Annotated in this window: 20 protein-coding genes; 11 read left to right on the forward strand and 9 right to left on the reverse strand. The window is 52.4% G+C overall.

Annotated features, from left to right (window positions below):
• The first annotated feature begins 81 nt into the window (after positions 1-81).
• Together SH287x_RS07165 and SH287x_RS07170 are read left to right on the forward strand one after the other, a co-directional pair.
• Positions 82-789 carry a response regulator gene (locus SH287x_RS07165; protein WP_479517920.1) on the forward strand — a complete coding sequence of 236 codons (708 nt, stop codon included), beginning with the start codon at positions 82-84 and terminating at the stop codon, positions 787-789.
• A 359-nt stretch (positions 790-1,148) separates the two neighbouring features.
• Positions 1,149-2,666 carry a hypothetical protein gene (locus SH287x_RS07170; protein ID WP_479517921.1) on the forward strand — a complete coding sequence of 506 codons (1,518 nt, stop codon included), beginning with the start codon at positions 1,149-1,151 and terminating at the stop codon, positions 2,664-2,666.
• A 44-nt stretch (positions 2,667-2,710) separates the two neighbouring features.
• Here the strand turns inward: SH287x_RS07170 and SH287x_RS07175 are convergent, their stop codons facing one another.
• The 5 genes from SH287x_RS07175 to SH287x_RS07195 all read right to left on the reverse strand — a co-directional run bounded on the left by SH287x_RS07175 (position 2,711) and on the right by SH287x_RS07195 (position 6,770).
• A complete protein-coding gene (locus tag SH287x_RS07175; RefSeq protein WP_479517922.1) occupies positions 2,711-3,961 on the reverse strand; it encodes an NADH-quinone oxidoreductase subunit D in 1,251 nt (416 codons plus the stop codon).
• A 56-nt stretch (positions 3,962-4,017) separates the two neighbouring features.
• Positions 4,018-4,539 carry an NADH-quinone oxidoreductase subunit C gene (locus SH287x_RS07180; RefSeq protein ID WP_479517923.1) on the reverse strand — a complete coding sequence of 174 codons (522 nt, stop codon included), beginning with the start codon at positions 4,537-4,539 and terminating at the stop codon, positions 4,018-4,020.
• Between the two features lie 72 nt (positions 4,540-4,611).
• Positions 4,612-5,172: an NADH-quinone oxidoreductase subunit A gene (locus SH287x_RS07185; RefSeq protein ID WP_479517924.1), complete on the reverse strand. Its 561-nt coding sequence runs from the start codon at positions 5,170-5,172 to the stop codon at positions 4,612-4,614.
• 62 nt (positions 5,173-5,234) lie between these two features.
• Complete coding sequence (locus tag SH287x_RS07190; protein ID WP_479517925.1) at positions 5,235-5,828, reverse strand: DUF2203 domain-containing protein; 594 nt, start codon at positions 5,826-5,828, stop codon at positions 5,235-5,237.
• Positions 5,829-6,173: 345 nt separating this feature from the next.
• Positions 6,174-6,770 carry a 4Fe-4S binding protein gene (locus SH287x_RS07195; protein WP_479517926.1) on the reverse strand — a complete coding sequence of 199 codons (597 nt, stop codon included), beginning with the start codon at positions 6,768-6,770 and terminating at the stop codon, positions 6,174-6,176.
• Positions 6,771-7,481: 711 nt separating this feature from the next.
• On the opposite strand from SH287x_RS07195, the gene ilvN reads away from it, so the two are divergent.
• Positions 7,482-8,027, forward strand: coding sequence for an acetolactate synthase small subunit (gene ilvN / locus SH287x_RS07200; protein WP_479518677.1), 546 nt, complete (start codon positions 7,482-7,484; stop codon positions 8,025-8,027).
• A gap of 311 nt (positions 8,028-8,338) precedes the next feature.
• Positions 8,339-9,343 carry a ketol-acid reductoisomerase gene (gene ilvC / locus SH287x_RS07205; protein ID WP_479517927.1) on the forward strand — a complete coding sequence of 335 codons (1,005 nt, stop codon included), beginning with the start codon at positions 8,339-8,341 and terminating at the stop codon, positions 9,341-9,343.
• Positions 9,344-9,540: 197 nt separating this feature from the next.
• Here the strand turns inward: ilvC and mtnA are convergent, their stop codons facing one another.
• Positions 9,541-10,626, reverse strand: a complete 1,086-nt coding sequence (gene mtnA, locus SH287x_RS07210) for an S-methyl-5-thioribose-1-phosphate isomerase (RefSeq protein ID WP_479517928.1) — start codon at positions 10,624-10,626, stop codon at positions 9,541-9,543.
• A gap of 207 nt (positions 10,627-10,833) precedes the next feature.
• Here mtnA and SH287x_RS07215 point away from each other — a divergent pair, with 207 nt between their 5' ends.
• Positions 10,834-11,709, forward strand: a complete 876-nt coding sequence (locus SH287x_RS07215) for a ThuA domain-containing protein (protein ID WP_479517929.1) — start codon at positions 10,834-10,836, stop codon at positions 11,707-11,709.
• A gap of 142 nt (positions 11,710-11,851) precedes the next feature.
• Here SH287x_RS07215 and SH287x_RS07220 read toward each other — a convergent pair whose 3' ends face one another.
• Entirely contained in the window at positions 11,852-12,619 is a 768-nt protein-coding gene (locus SH287x_RS07220; RefSeq protein WP_479517930.1) for a class I SAM-dependent methyltransferase, read from the reverse strand.
• Positions 12,620-12,823: 204 nt separating this feature from the next.
• Between SH287x_RS07220 and hrpA the strand changes: the two genes are divergently transcribed.
• The 3 genes from hrpA to SH287x_RS07235 all read left to right on the forward strand — a co-directional run bounded on the left by hrpA (position 12,824) and on the right by SH287x_RS07235 (position 18,530).
• The gene (gene hrpA, locus SH287x_RS07225) at positions 12,824-16,747 is read left to right on the forward strand and encodes an ATP-dependent RNA helicase HrpA (RefSeq protein WP_479517931.1); all 3,924 of its coding nucleotides are present in this window, start codon (positions 12,824-12,826) and stop codon (positions 16,745-16,747) included.
• Between the two features lie 31 nt (positions 16,748-16,778).
• Positions 16,779-17,675, forward strand: a complete 897-nt coding sequence (locus tag SH287x_RS07230; protein WP_479517932.1) for a rhomboid family intramembrane serine protease — start codon at positions 16,779-16,781, stop codon at positions 17,673-17,675.
• Positions 17,676-17,831: 156 nt separating this feature from the next.
• The gene (locus SH287x_RS07235; protein WP_479517933.1) at positions 17,832-18,530 is read left to right on the forward strand and encodes a uracil-DNA glycosylase; all 699 of its coding nucleotides are present in this window, start codon (positions 17,832-17,834) and stop codon (positions 18,528-18,530) included.
• Positions 18,531-18,537: 7 nt separating this feature from the next.
• On the opposite strand, the gene SH287x_RS07240 is transcribed toward SH287x_RS07235, so the two are convergent.
• Positions 18,538-20,160 carry a serine/threonine-protein kinase gene (locus tag SH287x_RS07240; RefSeq protein WP_479517934.1) on the reverse strand — a complete coding sequence of 541 codons (1,623 nt, stop codon included), beginning with the start codon at positions 20,158-20,160 and terminating at the stop codon, positions 18,538-18,540.
• A gap of 435 nt (positions 20,161-20,595) precedes the next feature.
• Between SH287x_RS07240 and SH287x_RS07245 the strand changes: the two genes are divergently transcribed.
• Both SH287x_RS07245 and SH287x_RS07250 read left to right on the forward strand, forming a co-directional pair.
• The gene (locus SH287x_RS07245; RefSeq protein WP_479517935.1) at positions 20,596-21,651 is read left to right on the forward strand and encodes an Ldh family oxidoreductase; all 1,056 of its coding nucleotides are present in this window, start codon (positions 20,596-20,598) and stop codon (positions 21,649-21,651) included.
• A 97-nt stretch (positions 21,652-21,748) separates the two neighbouring features.
• Positions 21,749-23,017: a tagaturonate epimerase family protein gene (locus tag SH287x_RS07250; protein WP_479517936.1), complete on the forward strand. Its 1,269-nt coding sequence runs from the start codon at positions 21,749-21,751 to the stop codon at positions 23,015-23,017.
• A gap of 32 nt (positions 23,018-23,049) precedes the next feature.
• Here SH287x_RS07250 and SH287x_RS07255 read toward each other — a convergent pair whose 3' ends face one another.
• Positions 23,050-23,331, reverse strand: coding sequence for a hypothetical protein (locus SH287x_RS07255; RefSeq protein ID WP_479517937.1), 282 nt, complete (start codon positions 23,329-23,331; stop codon positions 23,050-23,052).
• Between the two features lie 353 nt (positions 23,332-23,684).
• Here SH287x_RS07255 and SH287x_RS07260 point away from each other — a divergent pair, with 353 nt between their 5' ends.
• A complete protein-coding gene (locus SH287x_RS07260) occupies positions 23,685-24,734 on the forward strand; it encodes an NAD(P)H-dependent glycerol-3-phosphate dehydrogenase (protein ID WP_479517938.1) in 1,050 nt (349 codons plus the stop codon).
• Positions 24,735-24,757: the final 23 nt, after the last annotated feature.

The raw sequence follows: 24,757 nt of genomic DNA on the forward strand, positions 1-24,757 counted from the left end.
GTTATTGTTACGCCCGACTCTTGTGAGTTTTCCGGGGAACACTGGTTCCAGTCCTTTCTTTTTCGTCGTCGTTGAGGTTGTATGGCCAAGCCGAAGATACTTCTGATTGAAGACGAGCGATCGCTAATTGATATCCTGACATATAACCTGGAAAAGGAAGGGTTTGAGGTCACATCGGCATCCGACGGGCAGGATGGCCTGCGGCGCGCTCAGACGAATGCTCCCGACCTGGTCATCCTGGATCTGATGCTGCCAGTGATCGATGGCCTGGAAGTCTGCCGTCAGATCCGCAGTGATCCCAAGCTCCCTAACGTTCGAATTCTGATGCTCACCGCGAGGGCCGAGGAAGTTGATGAGATCGTGGGCTTCAATATGGGGGCCGACGATTACGTCGCCAAGCCTTTTAAAGTGAAACCACTGATTCATCGCATCAAGGCGTTGCTTCGTCGCTCCCAAGCCGGGGAGCAATCACGCGATGTGATCGTCACTCGTGGTATTGAGATTGACCGCATCAATCATACCGCGCGCCTTAATAGCGAAGAATTGCATCTCACTCCCACTGAGTTTCGACTGCTCTGGACATTGGCCCGCTCGCCGGGTCGGCCCTTTGGTCGCAATGAACTGATGGACCGTTGTCGGGGCGAAGATGCCAATGCCCTGGAGCGTACGATTGATGTTCACGTTCGCTCGCTCCGGCAAAAACTGGGCGCGATTGCAGATGTTGTCGAAACGGTTCGTGGCGTGGGCTACCGATTCCGTGCCGAAAATGCAGACATGATGGTCGAGTAAACATCTGTCGACAGGATCAAAAAGATCTATTGCTTGAGGGACAAATTACCTGAAGCCACGATGGCGCGATTAGTACGACAGTAGCGATTGTAAGTTCTCGTGAATCATGAGTGATTGTACTGAGACGTGATTCTCTCCGCTGGATCTGCCGTTCTTATGCTATGTTTGCCTCAGTCGGTGGTCTCTGTCCGTCATCCAGAAATGATGGACAAGCCCCGTCTTCAAACCGCTTAAAACCAGGTTGCGGGATATGATCATCTTATTTGATCATATCCCATAACCTGGAGACGCGCTTCAACCTGTTGGTATTGAAGAGTGGGTGGTGGGAAACAGTATGAGTCCGACCCGACAGGCATGTCATGCGGAACCAGTCCGAACCACGATCAACTGACAATGCACCATTGAATAGTGCCCTTCCTCAGGGGCAATTTTCAGTGAATGTGCGGGCACAGGTCGACTCAGCAAGCACGTTCAACAGAGATTCGTTAGAAACAGATAACGAAGCGGTCAGCAATCCAGCACTCGAAGAACCCACAGATGAAAGTGCGATTCCGCCCGAACTCCTGTTAAATCAAAGCCACTGGAATAATGCTCATTCTCCGGAAGTCACTCTGGAAGACTTTGCTGACATTGATGCAACAAAAAGCAACTACCGGCGTTATCAATCAGAAAATCGGCCGGCGCATCCTCTTGATGAGGTCTTGAGTCAACTTGATCGTCCCGAGAGCCACACAGGCATCCCGGAAGATCAGCAGTTAGCTTCGTCGCAAAATCAAGAGGATTCTCGAGATTCCACCTATCGTCTGACCAGCCGAACTCGAAATCGGTCGTCAACAAAAGGTCAGCAGACCCGATCAGATTCAACATTTAATAACGCCGTCAACGAACATTTCAAAGCGGCGGCATTGCAACGAATTCAGAATCTGGAAGCCGATCTCGAGAGCAAGAACTCACTAATTCAGGCCCTGACAGAACGCCTTGAGCAAGCAGCCGAACAGTTGGATCGACTGCACCGCACAGGGGCCGATCGCAAAGTTGTCACGTCGTCATTTGGGGCCAGTGTCGACCGTCATGCCACGTTAACTGCCGATATGCAGCGTTTCCTGGATCAGTGGGACACCATGCAACCGGCTGTGTTGCTGGGACAACTGGATAGCCGTCTGGCTGATATTCGCGATTATATGTCGGAGCAATTTGATCTGCTCCGCAGCCAACGATTGTACTATTCCGCCTCCAGTGGACATTCTTCACTCGATGACGCTGTCGATGAAACTCTTCAGGCTCTCCTGGATCCTCAATCCACGGAATCCTCTTCAGATACATCTTCTGGTAACTCGGTCTTATGGGAGAGTTTGAAAGCTCAAATGCTCTCTGATGATCACGAGGGTTCTGGAGCATACTCTGGAAATATAACCGCGACGCCGATCGAATCTCTTGTCGAAACGGATTTCGTGGAGCCGGAAGTTCCTTTTCCTATCGACATCACCACCTGTCGTGAAGAAGAGTTTGAATCAGCTATCAATCAACGGGATGCCTACATCAGCTGGTTGATCCGGCGGTTACGCGCCCGGGAAATTTCAGGAGGCCCACCCAACTGGGCCGTTCTTGAACATGCTCCGGCAGAACTGGTGGAAGAACTGAGATCACTGCAAACCCGCCTGGAGGAACATCTGCGCCTGGCGGAAGTTGAGCTATCACTTGAACGTGCTCGCTGTGCCCGAGACCAGGCTAAAATTCGTCAACAGCAAGAGGCTGTAAACGAGTTGCGAGAACGCCGGGCCGAAGAGCCAGCAGAGTCGTCATCTACCGCAACGGGAAATGCGAAGTCGGCCGAACGTCGCTGGCGCCGTTTTCTCGGCACTGTTCCCAAGAATTAACCCGAAAATTGCCCCGGTGCGACAGCCCGTTCCTGCTACTGCTACTACCTATCTATCTCGCCCATCATAATATCCAGCGAGCCAGCAATCGCGGGGATATCAGCTAGCAAAACTCCGCGACAGAGTTCAGAAATAACCGAAAGATTGCAAAAGCACGAACTCTTCGCCCGCGTTCTCAAGGGTTCTGCTGCTCCGTGGCTGACCACATAGAACCCCATCTGTCCGCGTGGGCATTCCGTTTCTAAATAGACTTCACCCACAGGTAATTTGGTCGTGAGACGGTAGGGAAGTTTGTGGCCTTGAAGGTCAAGCTTCACACCTCCGACTGTCCATTGATCAATCGCCTGTCGCAGTATTCGCATAGACTGGGTGACCTCCAGCATCCGCACATAAAAGCGACACCAGTTATCTCCCAAAACGACTTCACGAGGTGCCAGCCGAAAGGGAGCCACGGGAATGTCAAACTCAAAAGTTTCGTAAAGCGATGTGTAAAAGGGATCGCCATCCCGGCGTAAATCAAAAGTGACACCGCTACCACGAAGTACCGGCCCGGAACAGCCATATGATATTGCTCGTTCTGTCGGCAAGATCCCCAGGCCTGCTGTCCGCTGTACAAAAATATGATTACGGGTCAGAAGCGTGTGGTATTCGTCAATTCGCGGTGCAAGCCAGTCGAGAAACAGAATGACGGCATCGACCCACGAAAGCGTGTCGGTCTTGGAGCGGCCGGTTAGCATGGCCAGTCCCGGCGGTATCGTGATCGCCTCGGGCAGATCATGCGTCACGCCGCCAGGAGTGATGTAGCTATAGGTCAGTCGTGCTCCGCAGACTTCTTCCAGCAGATCGAGAATGATCTCGCGTTCACGAAAGCTATAAAGAAATGGGGTAAATGACCCCAGATCCAAGCCATACGCTCCCATCCCCAACAGATGGCTGGCAATGCGATTCAATTCACACACCAGGACACGGATGAGTTGTGCTTTAGGTGGTGCCGGCTGCCCGATCAACTTCTCAACAGTCAACGAGAAGCCAAGATTCATATTCATGGCCGCGATGTAATCCATACGATCGGTGTAAGGAATCCATTGCGGCGGTGCGAGGTGCTCTCCAACCTTCTCGGCACAGCGATGAAGGTATCCCAGATGAGGCACCACTTCATGGACGATCTCACCATCAGTTCGTAAGACCAGCCGAAGAACTCCATGCGTGCTGGGATGCTGTGGCCCCATATTGACCAGCATCTCATCCGTACGCACATCAAGTTCAATGATTCGCTGGTCGGCTAACTGTGGCATGATCCCATTTCAGTGAATTTGCAGTCTCTCAAGACGTGGAGTAGATCGGGGCGACGTCATTGCCCTCGGATGCCATGGTATTCTCGAGGAAACTCATAGTCTTTGCGCAGAGGATAACCAACCCAATCTTCCGGGCAGAGAATGCGTCGAAGATCAGGATGGCCTGTAAACTTCACGCCAAACATGTCGTAAGCTTCGCGTTCATGCCAGTTTGCAGATTCCCAAAGACCGGATACCGAAGGAATCTCTGGCATCTCTTGTGGCGAAGGGCGTGATAAAACAACTTTGATTGTCAGCGCCTTTCGTCGTGTGAGGGAAAGAAGGTGATAAACGACTTCAAAGCGAGGATCGTTAATCACAGGCTTTTTTCCTGCCAATGAAAGCCAGTCGACGACGGTCAGATCCGTCAGAACCTCAAACTGACACTCTTTGTGATCACGCAATAGAGCGAGAACCGAGATCAGAGAAGCGGCCTCAACCACAATCCAATCGTCTCCGGGGCCTGGAGCGACCAGGCGTGGCAGACATTGTGGGAGGTGCTGATTCAGCAGTTCAGCATATGCGGAAGTGTCAGTCATTGTGACAAACGGCCCATCAGGTCGAAAAACGGCGGAACGGTTGCCACGTCCCAAACTTGAAGAAAAGGATTGTTACAGATTCCCGGTTTTTTGGCTCTGCGGGACAACCGAACGAAGTTCATCAGCCCTGACCCAATCGAGATCGCCCCGCTTCCAAAGATAAGCAAACCCTACCAGTAACACGGCAAAGAAAATGATGACATCAGCAAAAGCCATCCAGCCTAAAACAAGAGCCGAGGATGAGGGAAGGGAAAAGAGGCTTGATGGCGCACTCTCCAGTCGCGCGGGATAGCTCGAAGTCAGTTCCGGGAACAGAGACTGTCCCAAGTGTGTGGCTGCCGAGGAGGAAATTGACGTATCCGCCAATTGAGTGGCAGAGCCAAAGACCTGTGCCCAAGGGAAGAAAAACACCAATTCCACATCAAAGACAATGAAGAGAAGCGCGACCACATAAAATCGCAAATCAAACTGAATGAAACTGGAACCGATCGTCGGTTCACCGCACTCGTAAATTGCGTCTTTATCGGCAGACGGTCGTTTAGGGCGAACCAATTTGCCAATGACCAGTGGAATCACAAACAGAACGACACCGCAAATCACAAAGACCAGCAGATGTCCGGCGATGTCAATCATGGCAGGCGTAACAGTCAATCAACAGGAAAACAGAAGATCACCAAAACGCAGACTTCCGAACGTTACAACGCAGGTGGTTCAGTAGAAGGCTGCGGGTTCGCTGGATGAATGGCATCCCCAGCCAACTCAACAGGCCCCCCGCCGCTTTCTGATAATAATGATTTTGGCAAAGGGGAGCGAATGTCTGCCTGATGTCCTACGCCGTACCAAAAGGCAACTTCTGGTTCACCCAGCTTCCAGGAAAGAGTGGCATCGACGCCATCGATCCGCGTGGGAAAGTCGACCAGACCCACAGAGCGGTCGCGAACAATAATCCCTAAAGAGACCAACTCCGCCACAAAACCTTCTAAACGGGCTTCGTCCTGGGCCAGATCCAGTTGAATCTGCTCAACTTCCTCACGATGTGCAGGAGGGGCTGAGGATTTTGACCGACGATTACGTGATCGCATTTCCTGCAAAAGACCATGGCGACTCATCAAATCTCGATGCAATTCGACGATGTCTTGCACAATCGCACGAACTAAAGGCATCGCTTTATTCGCTGACGCAAGTGTGTATTGCCGAGAGCGTGTCGCAGGTGCTTGCACGAGCCAACCCCTTAGATCACTGAAAAAATCAATCAACCTAAACTTCAAACCGGCCAATCTCTTGGCCATCAGACGTCATTTATCTTAGTCAGAACAGGACAGAAAGTCGGCCCCAACCAGCCCTTTTTCCATCACTTTAATGAACAATCGATAAGACTTTTTTCACTTGCTATCGCACGCAGGCTCTATGCTCAGGCAGTTTTGTTGGGCATAAAGCCTGATTTCAGTAGCCAGGCAATGAGTCTAGAGCAAGCCCATCTGCCTGTGGATGGAGTCGAGACGTCCCCCGACACAGAATGACCGTACCACTCGCAATTTCCATCAGATCTCTGAATGGCGACAGATTCCCCATTTTACCAATCACCAGGGATTTGGTCAGTTGAATTGATCATGCACCACTTCGCCCTATCATCCCTACGTTTTTGCCCCTTGGGATTCCACAGGCTCCAGTTGTGTTGCTGAAATCTCAGATTGAGGCAATGTCGCCACGGTGGGTTCGCCCTTGATCCAGACGGGTTCATAAAGCACTTTTGAAGCAGCCACGGCATGCGGAGTCAACGTGGCCCGTCCCCAGGCAATGTCCAGAGGAAGCTTGGCGTAATCAACAACGCATCCGTCGCGGTCGTAGCAACTCAGGTCGTAATTCGATCCCATGAAAATGCAGTCCACAGGGCAAGGGTCCACGCAAAGTGCACAAAACATGCACTTGGTGTAGTCGATGGCAAAGCCATCCACCTGAAATCCTTTTGCCCCTGGAATTCGTGACTTATTGATGTAAATACAATCCACAGGACAAGCCACAGCGCACTTATCACAACCAATGCAGGTTGTCAGGTCAAACCGGTGGAAACCACGGTAGCGAGCCTTAAGAGGGACTGGTTGCTCAGGATATTCGTACACTTCCGTGTAGGTCGGACGCTTGTAAGTCCCCATCCAGACCCGAAGTGTCAGCCACAAGCCGTTAATAACGCTGGTCACTGCCAGCCAGATGTTGCTTAACCAAATCCGCATTAAGAGTCCCGCCAAAACAATGGCATCACCAATTTCGCTACCAAAATTATAGGGTGCCCCCAAATAGCCGCAAGGCCATCCCTTCAGGCATGCTTCGCTTCAATTTTCGACGATCAGTCCACAATGAATGAGCCGGCAACCATTAAACGGGTTCACAAAACTGACCATACTGCCCCTGTATCTCCGTTTCACTCCCCATTTTTACTCTTACTCTTCTGTTTCAAAACTGAATCGAGATTAACTGAATTATCCCAAATGTTGGCGATCGACATGGTTCTCATTTCGTAAAAAAGGTTCTCCGACGATTAACTCCTCCCTTACCCAGTCAGTGTTTCCAGCCCCATCAACACTCTGTCTTCGCAACTCCTTTGATGCCTGGTTGTGACTCCCCAGGCGGCGCATTAGACTGGTCAAACTTGGCGTCTGTTTGTTTGAAATTTTCCGGGCATGAGAGTTTGCAGGCGAACTCACCTGGAAACACTGGTGTCACAGGCAAATATCAGGTGAAATGTTTTCGTTGCCGTTGAAGTGACTTGGCACGCTGAGAAATGGTTAGCGTGATTGGGTTACCTTAGCGAAACAGGATTGCACTTGATTGGCCGATCCCTGATTGGCTCTGATCGTCGCCAGAATCGTTCATTCCAAGCTTTAAAACCTTTGCAGTGAAATGGTTTTGAAACAAGTTCTCGTGCGAAGAAGAATACGTTCATGATGAAGCATGTTTTGTCGGCCATGGTAATGAATCAGCCTGGCGTTCTGGCTCACATTTCAGGAATGCTGGCCTCGCGAGCATTCAATATTGAAAGCCTGGCTGTCGGAGAAACCGAACGCCCTGATTTCTCACGAATCACTTTTGTCGTCGCTGGCGATAATAAGGTTCTCGATCAAGTTCGTAAGCAGCTTGAAAAGATTGTCACCGTCGTCAAGGTGATGGACTACGGCAATCAGGACATTGTCGAGCGTGATCTGATGCTTATTAAAGTGTCGACCGCCGAGTGCGGCCTGGCCCGAGTGAAAGAGCTGGTCGACATTTTCCGCGCCAAAATTGTGGACGTGGGAGCCGACCATCTCATGATTGAACTCTCCGGCCCCGAATCCAAGATCGACGCGTTTATCGATCTCATGCGGCCATTTCGTATTCTGGAACTGGTCAGAACCGGCCGAATCGCATTGGCACGTGAGACTTCCATGTCCATCGAAGATGCTCTTCAGCCACCAGCTCCCTATGACACATCAGATGAGCCAGTCGTTGTCTAGCAATCGTACTCGTGTCAAGTCGCTAGTTTGTAAGATGTTTTCTGGTCGTAAGTTACATCGCGGAGTGGTACGCTCAGGGCTGGTAAGACATGCCTGTTGCGTATGCTGGTAACCTGTCACTCCAGAGGCATTTGGCTCAATTCTGGCCGTCGTAGCTGAAATTCCCGCACAATTGATTAGACTCTGGCAATTCGCTGGACTGATCAACGAAAGTGAATGCCGTAATTTTGAAAAGGCGGTGCAGATTTCTACCGCTGTTTGAGGAACCCGAGTCCTCCGATTGAGACTCTCTACGAAAGATTCGCAGTATCATGGCAGTTAAGGTTTACTACGACGACGATGCCGATCTCTCCCTGCTCAAGGGGAAGACTATTGCCATTCTGGGTTATGGCAGCCAAGGTCATGCGCAGGCCCAGAACCTGCGTGACAGCGGCCTGAATGTCGTTGTAGGTCAGCGACCTGGCAGCAAAAACTATGACTTGGCCGTCAGCCATGGCTTTAAGCCTCTTTCGATTGCTGAAGCTGTCAAGCAGTCTGACTTAATCAATATTCTGCTCCCAGACGAAGTTCAGGGGGATACCTACAAGGCTGAGATTCTCCCCAATCTCAAACCTGGCGCTCTGCTGTTGTGCTCGCATGGTTTTAACCTGCACTTTGGCCAGATCGTCCCACCAGCGGGTGTCGATGCTGCTCTGGTGGCTCCGAAAGGCCCAGGACACCTTGTTCGTAGCGAATACGAAAAGGGTGGCGGGGTTCCTTCGCTCATCGCTTTGTGGCCAGGTGCCTCCGACAACAGCCGTAAGCTGGCTCTGGCCTATGCCAAGGGGATTGGCGGAACTCGTGGCGGCGTGATTGAAACGACTTTCGCCGAAGAAACGGAAACCGATCTCTTTGGCGAGCAGGTGGTGCTTTGCGGCGGCGTGAGCGCCCTGATCAAGGCCGCTTTTGAAGTTCTCGTTGAAGCTGGCTACCAGCCTGAAATGGCTTACTTCGAGTGCATGCACGAAATGAAGCTGATCGTCGACCTGTTCTATCAGGGCGGCCTCAACTACATGCGTTACAGCGTGTCGAATACCGCTGAATATGGCGATTACACCCGTGGCCCACGCATCGTCACTGCTGAAACCAAGCAGGAAATGAAGAAGATTCTCGGCGAAATCCAAAGTGGTCAGTTCGCTCGCGACTGGCTGTTGGAAAATAAGGTCAACCAGGCCAGCTTCAAGGCGGTTCGCCGCCGTGAACGTGAGCATCAGATTGAAAAGGTTGGCCGCGATCTTCGCAAGATGATGAAGTGGATCAACGCCAAGGAATTTTAAGCCAACCCAGTTCCGGGGACTGTGGCGGCGTGTGTACGACATCTATTCGTAAAAGAATGGGAATGTACGCCGCCAGAACGCGACACTTATCACGGAATTCGCACCTGAACGATTAACGGCCTCTGTTCAATTCCGCGTTGAACAGAGGCCGTTACGTTTTTTCGTCAGTGAAAGCTTCTCATTCCTGCTGCTCTCGTTCAGGCTCCCAGCACTCGCCGGATGTTTTCTTCGGTCACAGGCTGAATGATCCCCTTCTCTGTGATGATTGCAGTAATCAGTTCAGCGGGAGCGACATCAAATGCCGGGTTATAAACCTGCGCACCCGTCGGCGCGAGTTGTGTTCCTCCCGGATGTGTAATCTCTGTAGAAACTCGCTCTTCAATGGGAATCGAGCCACCATCGGTCAGCGTCAGATCAAATGTTGAAGATGGTGCCGAGACATAGAAGGGGATGCCGTGGTACTTGCAAAGCACGGCCACAGTATAAGTGCCAATTTTGTTGGCCGCATCGCCACGGGCAGTGATTCGGTCGGCACCAACAATGGCCGCACCGACGCGTTTTTCCTTCATCACCTGACCAGCCATTGAATCCGTGATGAGCGTGCAGGGAATCTTTCGTTGCATCAACTCCCACATGGTTAAACGGGCACCCTGGAGAAGCGGTCGCGTTTCATCGGCATAGACGTGGATGTTTTTGCCTTGAGCATGAGCATGGGCCAGGGCGGCAAAAGCTGTTCCGTCACCAGCGGTGGCCAGACCACCCGTATTGCAGTGAGTCAGAACACCCTGATTTGAAGGGAGAAGCGATGCTCCGTATTCACCGAGCTTCGCACACATGCCCCGGTCTTCTTCATCGATTGTGATCGCTTCTGTCAGTAAACGTTCGAGAAGCTGTAAAGGTGTCAAAGTCGTTTCGGCTTGGGCAACCTTCTTCATCCGGTCGATGGCCCAGAAAAGGTTGACGGCTGTCGGTCGACTTCTTGCCAGATAACACGCGACTTCTTGAAGTTTCAGATCGAAGGCCGCTCGCGAGATATTGGCGTCGCTGGCTAACAGAGGTTGCATCCCCACCACGATTCCGTAGGCCGCCGCCACACCAATGGCCGGAGCGCCGCGGACTTTTAACTGCTTAATCGCATCCCAGACAATCTCTACGGTTGTGCAATCCACATACGTCAGTTGCGTTGGCAGCAACGTCTGATCAATCAGCTTGAGCCAGCCGGTCGTGGCATTTCCCATCCATTCAGCAGCACGGTAGTTGGGAGTCGTTGAGGGGGTCGTCATCAGCAGGCTCGCGGCTATACAGGGTGTCGTTCACAAAGAGGGCAAATGTCCCCGAATGCTCCAAACGTATCGGAATCACTTCCATCCAGCCATCCAGTCCAGTCTCAAGTCATCAGATGTTTTGGCTGTAGACTATTGCTAATATCAATAAGCGTTCATCTATTTTGGGCTGAATGGCACCTCAAATTGACTCCGTGGAGATCTGTGATGCGGTCGATGATTGTCCGTTTTCTCGCTTTGGCGGCCTGCTCTCTGTTAACGTTCGGTATTCAGGCTGAGGATGCCCCGGCGAAGAAGGCCAAGGCCCTGATGCTGACCCAGAGTGTGGGGTTCAAGCATGGCTCTGTAAGCCGCCCCAAAGTGGAAGGTGATGCTCCACAGAAGTTGAGTGCCTCTGAAGTGGCGATGACGCAATTAGGCCAGCAGACCGGACTGTTCGATGTCACTTGCACACAGGACGCTGCTGCTGACTTCACCAAGGAGAATCTGGCCAAGTACGACATGGTCATTTTCTACACGACAGGTGATCTGCCAATTGCAAAAGCCGACAAAGACTATTTTTTTAACGAATGGCTGAAGCAGGAAGGACACTCGTTCATTGGCTTTCATTCTGCCACAGATACCTTCAAAGATTATGAGCCCTACTGGGATTTCATTGGCGGTACATTCGATGGACATCCCTGGGGATCTGGTGAAACGGTCACAATCAAGGTCAATGATCCCGAATTTCCCGCGACAAAGCCATTGGGCGATGAACTGGTCATCAAGGATGAAATCTACCAGTACAGGCATTACCAACCTGAAAAAGTACGGGTGCTGATGAGTCTGGATATGTCCAAGTGCAAGACCAAGCGGCCTTATATGGTGCCGGTTTCCTGGGTCAAGGAATATGGCAACGGCCGTTATTTCTACACCAACCTGGGACACAATGAAGCCACTTGGACAAACCCGGCTTTCCTCGCTCACACGACACAGGGCATCCGCTGGGCCATGGGGTTGGAAAAGGGTGATGCCACTCCGAATCCTGAACTGCAAGCCAAATTACAGGCAGAAGCCAAAGCAGCAGTCGAAGCTTCCAAGTAATCGTCAATTGATGGACTGCAAGTGCATCAACCAGCCCGTCTAATCCCGAGTCTCTTCAGAGAAAGTCGGACTGGTTGTGATGTTTTACACTGCCCTGTTCCGTCTCTTCTTATGCTGGTATTTGAATAGGCCGGCAAGGGACTCATTTCCATCGCAGTTCAAATAACTGGAACTCACCGAATCGTGGGGCGGGGATCGGTTGATAGTTTTCATCGAACAGCCGGGAAGTAAACGGCGTAAATTTCAGCTTACTGGCAAACCATTCAGCTCGTGTTCGGCCTGCGTCGCCGATCCAGCAGACGCCATCTTTGGCCAAGGCTTTCTCAAGTAACGACAGAATGGGAGCATGATTTCGCTCCTCATAGAGCACTTCACTGGCAATGATCACTGGAAACGATTCCAGCATGGGTTCTCGCCAGTCGAGAGTCTGCGCGCGGGCCGTAACGCCGTTGAGTTCCGCATTCAGTGCGGCAACTTTGACGGCGTCAGCGTCATAATCAGTCATCGTCACGTGGTCGCCTCGCATGGCCGCAGTGACACCCACAAGTCCCACGCCAGCCCCTATTTCCAGCAGCGATGTACCGACTGGCCAGGGGGCATGTTGCAGGACGCGCGCCATCACCACAGCAGCTGGCCACAGATAAGCCCAATAGGGCATGTACCCGTCTTTTTCATGGCGAGCCAGCACGGCATCATCTTCAAGAAACGCATCAGGACGGGCTGGCTGATACAGTTTTAATGGTTCACTGTAGCCAACATCATACCGAGCCAAAGCCCAGCCATCAGGGATCGGAAACAGTCCTTGAGGAAGCTCGACCAGAGGCTGTGCCGGATAACGAATCTCCTTCAAAAGTGAAGATGAAGTCGTTGATGCCCTCGGCTCAGCAAGGTGGCTGGGATGTTCGGTCAACGGTCGCGTGTCCTTTGCTTGCGAGAGAAATCGCCATTTGCAAGCCAATGTTCTGCCAGCTTTGAGATTTTGGCTTTTCAAATTTAGAGAGAACTTTTCCTCTGAACATCCTGCCGACAACGTGCGTCAGCTACAATCCTGAGCAGGGTTTTGGTGGTGAGTTCTTGTCTTTGATGGGCTGATGGTTTGGATCAATCAGGCGAAATGGATTCAGTCGCAGCGGGGGCAGTGACTCCCCCACCCGACTTTACCGCTCTCAGGCATCGGATTCGCGAAGCCTTGGCCTATGAGCGACCGGGGCTGCATCGACTTTTGCAGTCAACACAGAAAATGGCTCAGCGAGGCCAGCCCTGTGATCGAAACCTGGCTCGTTTTCTCCAATGGCTGGAAGTATCGACTGCTGCCCGGAATGAACGTATCAGCCGCCGACCCCAGGTGCGATATGATCTCGATCTTCCGATCATGCTACGAAAACAGGAGTTTCTCAACGCTCTCGAGCAGCATTCGGTTGTCATCGTTTGCGGAGAAACAGGATCGGGGAAATCGACTCAACTTCCCAAATTCTGCCTGGAAGCTGGCCGCGGTATTGATGGCCTGATCGGACATACCCAGCCCCGACGAATTGCCGCCCGCTCGGTAGCAGCCCGATTGGCGGAAGAACTCCGCACGCCGATTGGGCAGGCTGTGGGTTACAAGGTCCGCTTTCAAGAGGCAGTTGGCCCCCAATCGTTCATTAAGTTAATGACAGACGGCATCCTGCTGGCTGAGATTCAATCAGATTCTCTCTTGCAGCATTACGACACCATCATCATTGATGAGGCCCATGAGCGGTCGCTGAACATTGATTTTCTCTTGGGGTATCTCAAACGTCTCGTGCAGCAGCGGCATGATCTCAAAGTGATCATCACGTCCGCCACCATTGATGCGCAGCGTTTTAGTGAGCATTTTGAAGCTCATGGGGTCAAAGCTCCCATTATCGAAGCTTCAGGACGTAGTTATCCCGTTGAAATCGCTTATCGCCCGATTCATCTCAAAGACGATGACGAAAGTTACGGCGACGCCGAAATGCAGCGGGCCATTGTGGAAGCCGTTCAGGAAGCCACTGCCCATGGCTTTGGTGACATTCTGATCTTCCTGCCGACAGAACGTGAGATCCATGAAACGGCAAAAGTCTTGCGTGGAGGTGAGCGAGCAGCAGCCCACCGTGAGATTTTGCCACTCTATGCCCGACTCTCTGCCGCCGAGCAACAAAGAGTCTTCGAGACGTCTTCCAGCCAGCGACGGATTATTCTGGCGACGAACGTGGCGGAGTCTTCGTTGACAGTGCCGGGAATTCGTTATGTGATTGATACCGGAACCGTCCGGCTGAGTCGTTACTCTCCCCGTTCCAAAATTCAACGGTTGCCTATTGAGCCTGTTTCTCAAGCGTCTGCCAATCAGCGTGCTGGCCGATGCGGTCGTATCGGCCCTGGCGTGTGCTATCGACTTTATGGAGAAGATGATTTCATCGCTCGCGAGCCTTTCACTGTTCCAGAAATTCTGCGAACCAATCTGGCTCAGGTCATTTTGCGAACGGAATCGTTGGGCTTGGGAAGTCTCTCAACGTTCCAGTTCCTTGATCCCCCCAAGACAGAAGCCATTCGTGATGGTTTTCGCACATTGTATGAACTGGGGGCCGTTGATGAGGAGAACCGGCTCACTGAGTTGGGGAAGAAACTTTCCAAGCTCCCGACAGATCCCCGGATTGCGCGCGTCCTCTTTGCCGCTAATGAACAACTTTGCCTGGCGGAAATGCTGATCATTGCCTCGGCTCTTGAAGCACAGGATGTACGTGAACGCCCTGTTGGCAAGCAGGATGCTGCAGATGAAGCTCACGCTAAGTTTCTGGATGAAACGTCGGACTTTGTGACTTACCTTAAAATTTGGGATTTCTACCACGACCTGAAAGCCAAATTGTCCCGCAGCCAGTTACAAAGAGCTTGTTCTCAGAACTTCCTTTCGTTGAACCGCCTGCGCGAATGGAGTGATCTGCATCGAGAACTCTCGGAACTGGTTCGAGCCGCAGGATTGGTGATCAGACCAAGGCTGCTGGACACCTCTGCCATCCACCGGGCCATGCTGGCCGGGTTTCCCACGAATATCGCCATGAAGACAGATAGTGGGGAATATCAGGTAGCGGGTGGAATGATGGGCGTCCTCTGGCCTGGCTCAGGGATGGCCTCGCAGCGACCTCGCTGGATTGTGGCTGCCGAGTTTGTGGAAACGACCCGTCGTTTTTTGCGAGTCGCTGGCAAGATCGAACCGGAATGGGTCGAGCCTTACGTTCCCCATCTGGTGAACCGCACGTATCATGATCCCCACTGGGAAGCTCACAGTCGAGCCGTTGTGGCCTATGAAAAGGTCTCATTGCAAGGGTTGCCAATTGTTAATCGTCGCCGGATGAAGTTCGGCAACGTCAATGCGGCTGAGGCACGCGAGATCTTTATCAAACAGGCACTGGTCGAAGCGGATTACCCCAACCCTCCTCCGTTCCTCGTGCACAACCTGGAGCTTCGCAAAGAGTTGGAAGATCTTCAGGCCCGACTGCGAAAGCCAGTGCTGGTCGTCGATGCTGAAACACAGGCGAAGTTCTATGCCGATCGACTTCCTGCAGATGTTTACGACGGCCCCAAGTTAGATAAGTGGCTGCGCATCATTACCAAGGAGTCTCCAGACATCCTCAAAATGACGCGAGAAGACTTGCTGGCCAGCGAAGCCGATGATGACTGGCGCGAGCGGTTTCCCGACCAGATCCGAGTCGGCAGCATGCAGTTAAATGTCGAGTATCACCTCGATCCGGGAAGTGATCGGGATGGCATGACCATCAATGTGCCTCAAGCCGGCTTCCGCCAGTTGGACTGGCAGCGTCTGGGCTGGTTGGTTCCTGGGCTTCTGGAAGAAAAGGTCATTGCGCTTCTCAGAGGATTACCCAAAGAGTACCGCGTCTCCTTATCTCCGATCCCGGAGAGCGTCAAGCAGATCCTCCCGTTGTTGAAGATGGGACAAGGAATGCTGGCCGATCAACTGGCCAAGATTGTCCGGGACAAATTCGGGGCTCGCGTGTTACCGGCAATGTTCGATGAATCCAAACTGCCGCATCATCTCAGGATGAATATCCGGTTGGTTAATGCTCAGGGAGAAACAGTTCTTACAAGCCGAGAGCAAAGCACACTGGAGGCCAAGGCCGGGCAATTGATACCCAGTGAGCTTGCCAGTCGTACTCTGGAGCGAACGGGCGTCAAAACATGGGATTTTGCCACCGTTCACGAAAAGATGATCGTTCGGCAATCAGGACTTGAAATTGAAGCATTCCCGGCGATCTTCGATGAAGGTGAGACCGTCGGTCTAAAGCTTTTTGACAACCCCTTGCGAGCATTGCACGAGCATAAGCGAGGGGTGCGTCGCCTCACCGCAATCAAACTGCACAAAGAATTATCGATGCAAGTGACGCACTTGCCAGAGATCAAACGCTGGGAACTGGCGGCCAAAGCCCTGCCCCAACCTCTGCCGCTCAAAGCGCACCTGGTCGATCTGTTAGCCATGCGCGCGGTTTGCGAAGGCAAGACGCTGCCCAGGTCGCCAGAACAATTTCAGCACTTGATTGATGCCGGCTTCGATGAATTGGGGAACGCCGTCAGTGAGATGATTCGATTGATGACCAGCATCTTCCAGCAAGCGGCTGAAATTCGCGTCCGGCTCGATCGAATCCCACCGGTTCACGAACTGACAAAACGTGATCTTCATCGGCAATACAACTGGTTGTTTGCCAGTGGGTTCCTCACGCAGACTCCCTGGTTCTGGCTGGCGCAATATCCACGCTATCTCAAAGCCATTCTCATGCGAATGGATCGATTAACAGGGAATGTGCAGAAAGACCGCGACCGCATCATGCAACTGGAGCCATGGATTGTTCGTTACGCTCAGCGGTTGAACGATCATAATCGCCGCAAGCTGGTCGATGTCGAGATGGAAACGTTTCGCTGGATGATTGAAGAATACCGAGTCCATCTCTTCGTGCAGGAGATGACAACTGCCGTTCCTGTCTCTGAAAAACGCCTGGAAAAACAGTGGTTATCAACCACCGTTTAATTTGACTCATGACTGGAAAGATGGAAATCGCATGCGGAAAGTAGGGGCGTTGGGTGACGTTCAGCAGGCCGATTTACTGGCAGATTTTCTCTTTTCTCAAGGGATTCGCTGTCATATCAATCCCTCGCCAGACGGAGAATTTGTGCTTTGGGCCTTGGATGATGATCAAGTTTTGGCGGCGAGAGAACATTTTCAGCGATTTATCGAAGATCCTTCCGCAAACATATATCAGGAGGGGGTTAAAGCTGCCAAAGCGGCTCGCCGGGCGGAACTGAGTGTCCGGCAGCAGTACCGCAAAAATACCATTGATCCCCGTAAGTATTGGAACGCCGATGCTCAAGGTGGCGCGGCGCCCATTTCGTTCATGATGCTGGCAATCTGCATTTTGGTGGCTGTAATAACTGGAGTCGGTGATCCCAAAAGCCCGTGGGTTTCACTGTTGTTGTTCTCTACTGATATGAACTGGAGTGAGCTGAAAGCCGGTGAATTTTATCGGTTAATCACACCAATTTTTCTACACTTTGGTCTCTTCCACATCTTGTTCAACGGCATGATTCTTTACGACCTTTCACCACCCATTGAACGGCGGCGCGGATCGATCTGGATGCTGGTTTTTATCCTGGTTGTTGGGGTCGGCTCTAACTTCGCACAAGCCTGGTTTGTGAACCCCATCTTCGGTGGCTTCAGTGGCGTGGCTTACGGCTTGATTGGTTACGCCGTCGTCCAAGGAAAAATGGCGCCCGTAGAAGGCGTGCTCCTGTCGCGACAATCCTTTGTGATTGCGATTGTCTGGATGTTTCTTGGTATCAGCAGTGAATGGATGGGTGGCGGCATGAGAATGGCCAACTGGGCCCACGGTGTCGGTTTTCTCATGGGCTGTGGGATTGCCTGGCTGGATGTCACCGTACGCCGTAAGTTTTTTCGTTAGTCTCAACCCCGTGATGCGGCGGATGTCTGCCAGTGCCGTGTCACGGCTTTGTCTTAGGGTTGATTTCGCCGCAACGTCCTCCGTTGTCGGACTTGACAACCTGTTAAACCCTGCTTTTCAACTTTGGCAATGCACCAGGCAGTGAAAGGTTTTCAGGTGTCAACAGAGGCTCTCGCCACACTGAACCAGACGATCGTGGAGTGTGAACGCTGCCCACGATTGCGGGAATGGTGTACGACCATTGCCTCTGAAAAACGCCGCCAATTTACGAATGACACATACTGGGGAAAGCCCGTCCCTAATCTGCTCCCAGAAAAAACAGTGTTAACGAACAGTGGGTTATTGATCGTCGGGTTGGCTCCCGCTGCTCATGGCGCCAATCGAACCGGCCGGATGTTTACGGGAGATCGCAGCGGAGAATGGCTTTATCGCGCCCTGTATAAATCCGGATTTGCTAATCAATCTGAATCGGTCTCACGTGATGACGGGTTGCGACTTCACCAGTGCGCGATTACAGCCATCTGTCACTGTGCTCCTCCCGACAACAAGCCTGAGCGCGAGGAAATTGCCAACTGCCATGCTTATCTTTCGCAAACCATTCAGCTGTTTGCACCTCATGGATATCTGGCACTGGGACAAATTGCCTGGCGAGGTGTCATGGACTTCGCGATTCAAGCCGGCCTCTGGAAAGGATCGCTCCCCAAGTTCTCGCATGGAGCCATGATTGAATTTACTGACGGTCGATGGATGTTGGGAAGCTATCATCCCAGCCAGCAAAACACATTTACGGGACGACTGACAGAACCCATGTTCGACAGCATCTTCACTGAAGCCAAACGACGGCTAAGTCTCTGAAGAGGTCTCAATTCGGCCATTCACTGGCCAATTCGATCGATTGCCGACGTCGTTGCTGCCGGTTTGACGCCAGGATTGCCTGCCAGGCGCAGAAGCTCAGAGCAAACTGGGCGCCAAAGGTTCCAAAGAGCAACACAAACACAATATCTCGTGATCTCGCATCGGAGTAGACGGCAGGATAAGGCGGGTTAATCCATCGGGTCAGCACTAACAAGATGAATACCATGAGGCAGAGGCCTGAAATCGTCGACACGGCCGCCGCCCAGACACTTTTTCGACCGACCCACCAACCGAAAATCAACGAAGTCAGATGAAAAGCCCACAAGGGAGCTGTGTAAGGGATCAGATCCTCCATTGTGAAACCACGTGTCATGGCCATTCCCAGACAGATGGCCAGCGGGAATGTGGAAATCCAAAACAGAATTGTGGCGTGGCTCAGCATCAGAAAGACCGAGGCTTCACGAATCCGAATAGGATCCTGAATGACACGAATCACGCGGGTCGTCAACCCAGGCCCGACCGCATGAACCGATTCACGAGCCAGAAACCGCTGAAGATCGTCATGCATTTTGTCAGGAGAGGCATATCGATCTTCTGGACGCCGACTCAGGGATTTTTCGCAAATTTTCGCCAGATCCCCAGGGACATCGGGGCGCAAGCTGCGAACAGAAGGGATTGCTCCGTCACGAATGGAGGCAATAATTTCAACCAGTGTGACACCAGAATGTGGCGGCTTTCCCGTGAGCGACTCGTAAAGAATGGCCCCCAAACCAAAGATGTCAGTCGCTGGCCCACAATGGCGCAGGCCCAGTTCCAACTGCTCCGGCGCCATATAGTTGGGAGTCCCCATGATCATGCTGGTTCGCGTTTCGATCGCAGCCGATTCCAGCACTTTTGCCAGGCCAAAGTCTGTCAGTCGGGGGATATAAGGAAACTCGGCATCTTGAGGGTCGCTACTGGGAAATAACAGAACATTAGCGGCCTTTAAATCACGGTGCAGGATCTTCAATTGATGGCTATAAGTAATCGCCTTTGCAAGCTGCATCGTTAACCGTGCGGCAACATGTGGAGGCAGTGGCCCGTGTGTTTGTATCCAGTGAGAAAGTGTTGGCCCCGGACAGAGTGAATAAGCAATATAGGGCGTACTCTCTGATTCTCCTGCCTCAAACGTCGCAACAATGTGGGGATGATCAAGGCGCGCCGCAGCCCGAGCTTCAATTAAAAATCGACGGCGAGTGTCTTCAGTCAGCTGACGATGGGGCAAAGGAATTTTCAGGGCAACATCCCGCTCCAACTGATGATCGTGGGCCTGATAGACCACAGCAAAACCACCACGCCCAAGAAGCCGAATGATCTGGTAGCGCCCAACATGACTGGGGCAATCGATCAAAACAGACGGAGAAGTTCTCTCGGACTCCCCCTTCAGATGGGTCTTGAGGTTTTCAAGCAGCTTGTCCATCCGCTGGAGAGTTGCAGTTCCGATGACAGCGGTTTGTGGGGAAGGACTGGTGTGAAGAAACGCCGTCTTAAGTTCGTCAGAAAGGTTGGCTAACTCATTCAGCGAATCCCCGGGAGCTTGGGGAAATTGTTGAGCTTCAATTTTCGAGGAGATGAACTCTTCGTCAGGCATTGGACTTCCAGGCAACGGTACTCGCAATGTTTGAGCCACAGCTCATGTTTGTGAAAAGTGACACAGGGTGGCAGGAGACATCTTTAGAATACCATCGCCCCATCACCTGGATAATTTCAGTTTGAACCGGCAAGTAAGCCCAACGCGTGAGAGCATGATGCCCTCAAAAAAGCCCGTGAATCGCCCACTGAATTTCAATTAAGATCATTTTGATCATCAATTCATTGCTGGCATCTTATGCCAATAGTGGACGTGGCACCAGTTCACAAGTTCACAGAAACTGGCTTTTCTGCATCTGTTTTTTAGAAAGGCCGAAGATCACCAGTTTCGATGAACAAGACAGACCGTCGTTCGGTGGCATCAACGTTCGTTAACACGTACGCTGCCTTGCACCGTGGCGCGGTTGCAGGTTTTCATCTCTGAAAGGATCTCCTTGTGCCTTTGATTTCTGCTTCAACACTGACTCAATTTGCAAGTGATCTGTTTCGGGCAGCAGGGGTGGAGCCCACAGATGCGGATCGAATGGCGACCAGCCTGACTGAGGCTAATTTGCGGGGACACGACTCCCACGGGGTCATGAGGATTGCCTCCTATGTTGACCAGATTCAGCAAGGGCGGATCATCCCCCGAAGCCAGTTAGAAGTTGTCAAAGAATCAGCATCATCCATTCTGGCAGATGGTCACTGGGGGCTGGGGCTGGTACTGGCACATCAACTGGTCGATCGGATGATCGAAAAAGCGGTCAATTCCGCGGTGGTGATTGGCACGCTCAGACAGTCATCACACATCGGACGACTCGGCGAATATGCAGAAAAATTCGCCGCAAAAGGTCTTATTTCCATGGGCCTGGCCAACACTCATGGGGCGGCCCAGCGGGTGGCACCAGTGGGCGGAAAACGCCCCCGCCTGGGGACGAACCCCATTTGTATTGGAGTTCCCGGCGGAGCTAACGGGCCATTCATCTTTGATATCGGCACCAGCGCGACGGCCGAAGGAAAAGTGCGGGTGAAAAAGATTGCCGGCGAACCAGTTCCCCTCGGCTGGATTCTTGATCCCGACGGTCGCCCCAGTACCGATCCAAATCAGCTTTATGGAAATCCACCGGGGACGATTCTCCCATTGGGAGGCGATCAGGCCTACAAGGGCTTTGGGCTGGCATTCATGATCGAAATGTTATGCGGTGCCCTTTCTGGTGGGCAATGCGCTTATCCCAACCCTCCCGCTCCTATCGGTAACTGCGGCTGGTTTATGGCGATCTCTCCAGATTTCTTTGGAGGAACCGACCACCTTCTCTGTGAAGTCAAGCAGTTGGAAGAGTATGTCCGCAGTGTCCCCAAGATCGATGAAGCCGCCACAATCATGCTCCCCGGTGATCCCGAACGAGCCGTATTGGCTTCTCGTTCGGCCAGTGGTGTTCCGCTTGATGAAGGCAACTGGAAAGCCCTGGTGAACCTCAGTGAAAAGTTGGGAGTTGCTGCGCCAGCCGTTTAGCTTGCCGCCTTTTCTCAGAAACACCATGAATGGTTTTCTTTTAGAAGACGTTTTCAAGTCTCAAGAAGACCCATCAGGCCAACACAAAAGGGTTTACATGATGTCTGCAAGCTGTCTGGGGTTAAATCCGAGTTTTGGTTTTGGAGACCGAACAGGTCTTGCCACTCCAGGGCACATTGCCGCAATGAAGGCGGGCGGCGCCGGGATTCTGCCGATTTTCGCCCAGCAATCGATTCGCGAAATGGCGAGAACGGGACGAAATGCAAAAGCCGTGATTGAAGACGCTTTCCGATCCGTCAGGGCAGCCCATTGGGATGGCCCGGTGGGTGCTGATGCTGACCATCTGAAGACGGAAGCCGATGTCGATGTCACAGCGGATGCAGGGTTCGTATTCTTCACGATTGACCCTTCGGGCTACGTTGATCAGAAGGCCGATAATTACTCCCATGACGAGCTGAAATATCGCTTCCATGATGCCAGAGAGTTTGCTCCCTGGGTCGATGGATACCTGGGCAAGAAGATCACACTTCCTCATGGGACTGTCATTGAGCTAAACGAACCCATTTTGATGCGAGCCGCTGTTAAATATGGGCAGGCGATCCAGTTTGCCATCCGTCTGGGGCACTACATACAATCGGTACAGGATCGAGCAGGCCGTGGCTGCGAAATCGAACTGAGTATCGATGAGACCGACCAACCTACGACGGCAGCTGAGCATCTGATTATTGCGCAGCAACTGCTCTCGGCCGGAGTCCGCATGGTCAGCCTCGCTCCCCGATTCATCGGGGAGTTTGAGAAAGGTGTTGATTTCAAGGGAGATCTCACCGCGCTGGAACAGTCACTCGCCGACCACGCTTCCATTGCCAAAGTGGTGGGGCCTTATAAGCTGAGTCTCCATTCGGGATCTGACAAGCTCACCGTTTATCAGCAGTTAGCGAAGCTGACCGGTGGCATGTTTCACGTCAAAACGGCGGGGACAAGCTATCTGGAAGCCTTGCGTGTTGTTTCGATTGCGGCACCGTCCGAGTTCCGGTCTCTCGTCGCCTATGCACGAGACCATTATGACGTCGATCGAGCGACATACCACGTTTCGGCAACGCTCGAGACCGTTCCCGCACCAGACGACATCTCTTCTGATGATCGCCTGCGGCAGATCTATTTAGAAAATTGGGAAGACGTCCCCGCAGGCCTTGGGTTTAGTGCTCCAGGACGACAGATACTCCATTGCACTTTCGGTAGTACACTTCAGGATCCTCACTGGGGGGCGATCGTCCAGCAAATCCTGCGAGAGAATCAGGCCATCTATAGCGATGTGCTGGAAACCCATTTTGTAAAGCACCTGGAAGCGCTTCGCTCTGGCATGTAAACGCTATTCTCTGTCAGCGACTTACTGGCCAGTTACTTGTGATATCCCAAAGACGTCATCACATTGAAAAGCTCTTCAAAAGTGATGAATCGTCGTCGGTGTTCCATTTTATAGAGGTCAACGGCTTGGGCAAGTTCCGCCACTTCTGGCCGCATGGAACTGGGGGTCGTGGTAAACTGACGCCGTTCAGGCCCGCCGCCCCGCCCTTCTGGTCGTGACGCACGTCGGTCGGCAAATTGCGCAGACGTCAGCTGAGTTCCCGAAGTGGATTGGGGAGTCAGTGACGGGACGGGATAACTTTGAAAGGTGTCCATTGAACACGCTCCGGGCAGAATTCATTGGCAGGGAATAGAATGCAAGTGCAATCTGTCGACTCTGAAAAACCTAGGTTGTGGCTGCGAGAATGCAAACGCAGAATCACGATTTCCCCAGAACTTATGGCTCCTCAGTCCGATCACACTGGCCAGAGGGCCTGGGGATGTCTCTTTTCAGGTCATTAGAGTTTTCAGGTGTCAGGTATGGCAGCAAGGAATCAGCCAATCTCGGCTCTACACTTTCAGAGATGTGGCATTTCGGTTATCACACCGAAGATCAAATGGCATAATAAGATAAGGATGAAATAGGTCATCTCGCGGAAATGTTTCTCAGAGGGATCGAGACTTACAGTATGACAACGCGATTGACGATTCTCGGCGGTGGTGCCATGGGAACAGCCTGTGCCTTGTTGCTGGCTGAGCAGCCCCATCAGCAGGTCACGATCTGGGTTCGTGATCCGGAACAGGGAGCCGAAATGCAGAAACTGCGAGAAAATCGCCGTCTCCTGCCCGGTGCCATCCTGCCAGAGAATGTCACTGTCACGTCTCAGATTCAGGAAGCGGCTGAAGGAGCCGATTACCTCGTGTTGGGTATCCCCTGTCAGTTCCTGCGCCACTCTTTAGAGGTCATTGAAAAGTCATTACCCACTGATATTCCTGTAATCAGCGTGGTCAAAGGGGTTGAAAACGGGACATTCCAGCGCCCCAGTCAGATTGTGACCGAGATTCTTGGAAATCGTCCTGTTGCCATTCTCAGTGGGCCAAGCCATGCGGAAGAAGTTGCCCGGCGATTGCCCGCCACTGTCGTGGCGTCGAGTGATGATCTTGATCTGGCAGAACGCGTACAGCAGATGTTTTCGACGGATCGATTTCGGATCTACACGAATGCCGACACCATCGGCGTGGAATTGGCCGGCGCCCTGAAGAACGTCATCGCCATCGCCACGGGCATTAGTGACGGCCTGGGGTTTGGTGACAACACCAAATCGGCCCTGATGACACGCGGGCTTGTGGAAATGCAGCGTTTTGGTGTCCATTTTGGCGCTAACCCGATGACATTTACAGGACTGGCTGGCATGGGCGACCTGATCACCACTTGTGTCAGCCCTTACGGTCGAAATCGCAAAGTGGGTTTCCGACTCGGTCAAGGAGAACAGATCACCGAGATTCTAAGGAGCATGGAGGGAGTAGCTGAAGGAGTCGCAACGTCCCGCAGTATCGCCGATTTGGCAAAGCAGCACGCTTTGGATTTGCCGATCATGCAACAGGTTTATGAAGTCCTGCATGAAGGCAAGACACCTGCCCGGGCAACAGCCACCTTGCTGGAACGCCCGCCACGATCAGAATCGACCGAGATCGCCGCCATCGTGGATGCAATTCCCAACGGGGTTGAAGCAACGTAAGGGAAGATGACTCAAGCAGCGGG

This window comes from Planctopirus sp. SH287, from assembly GCF_056500625.1.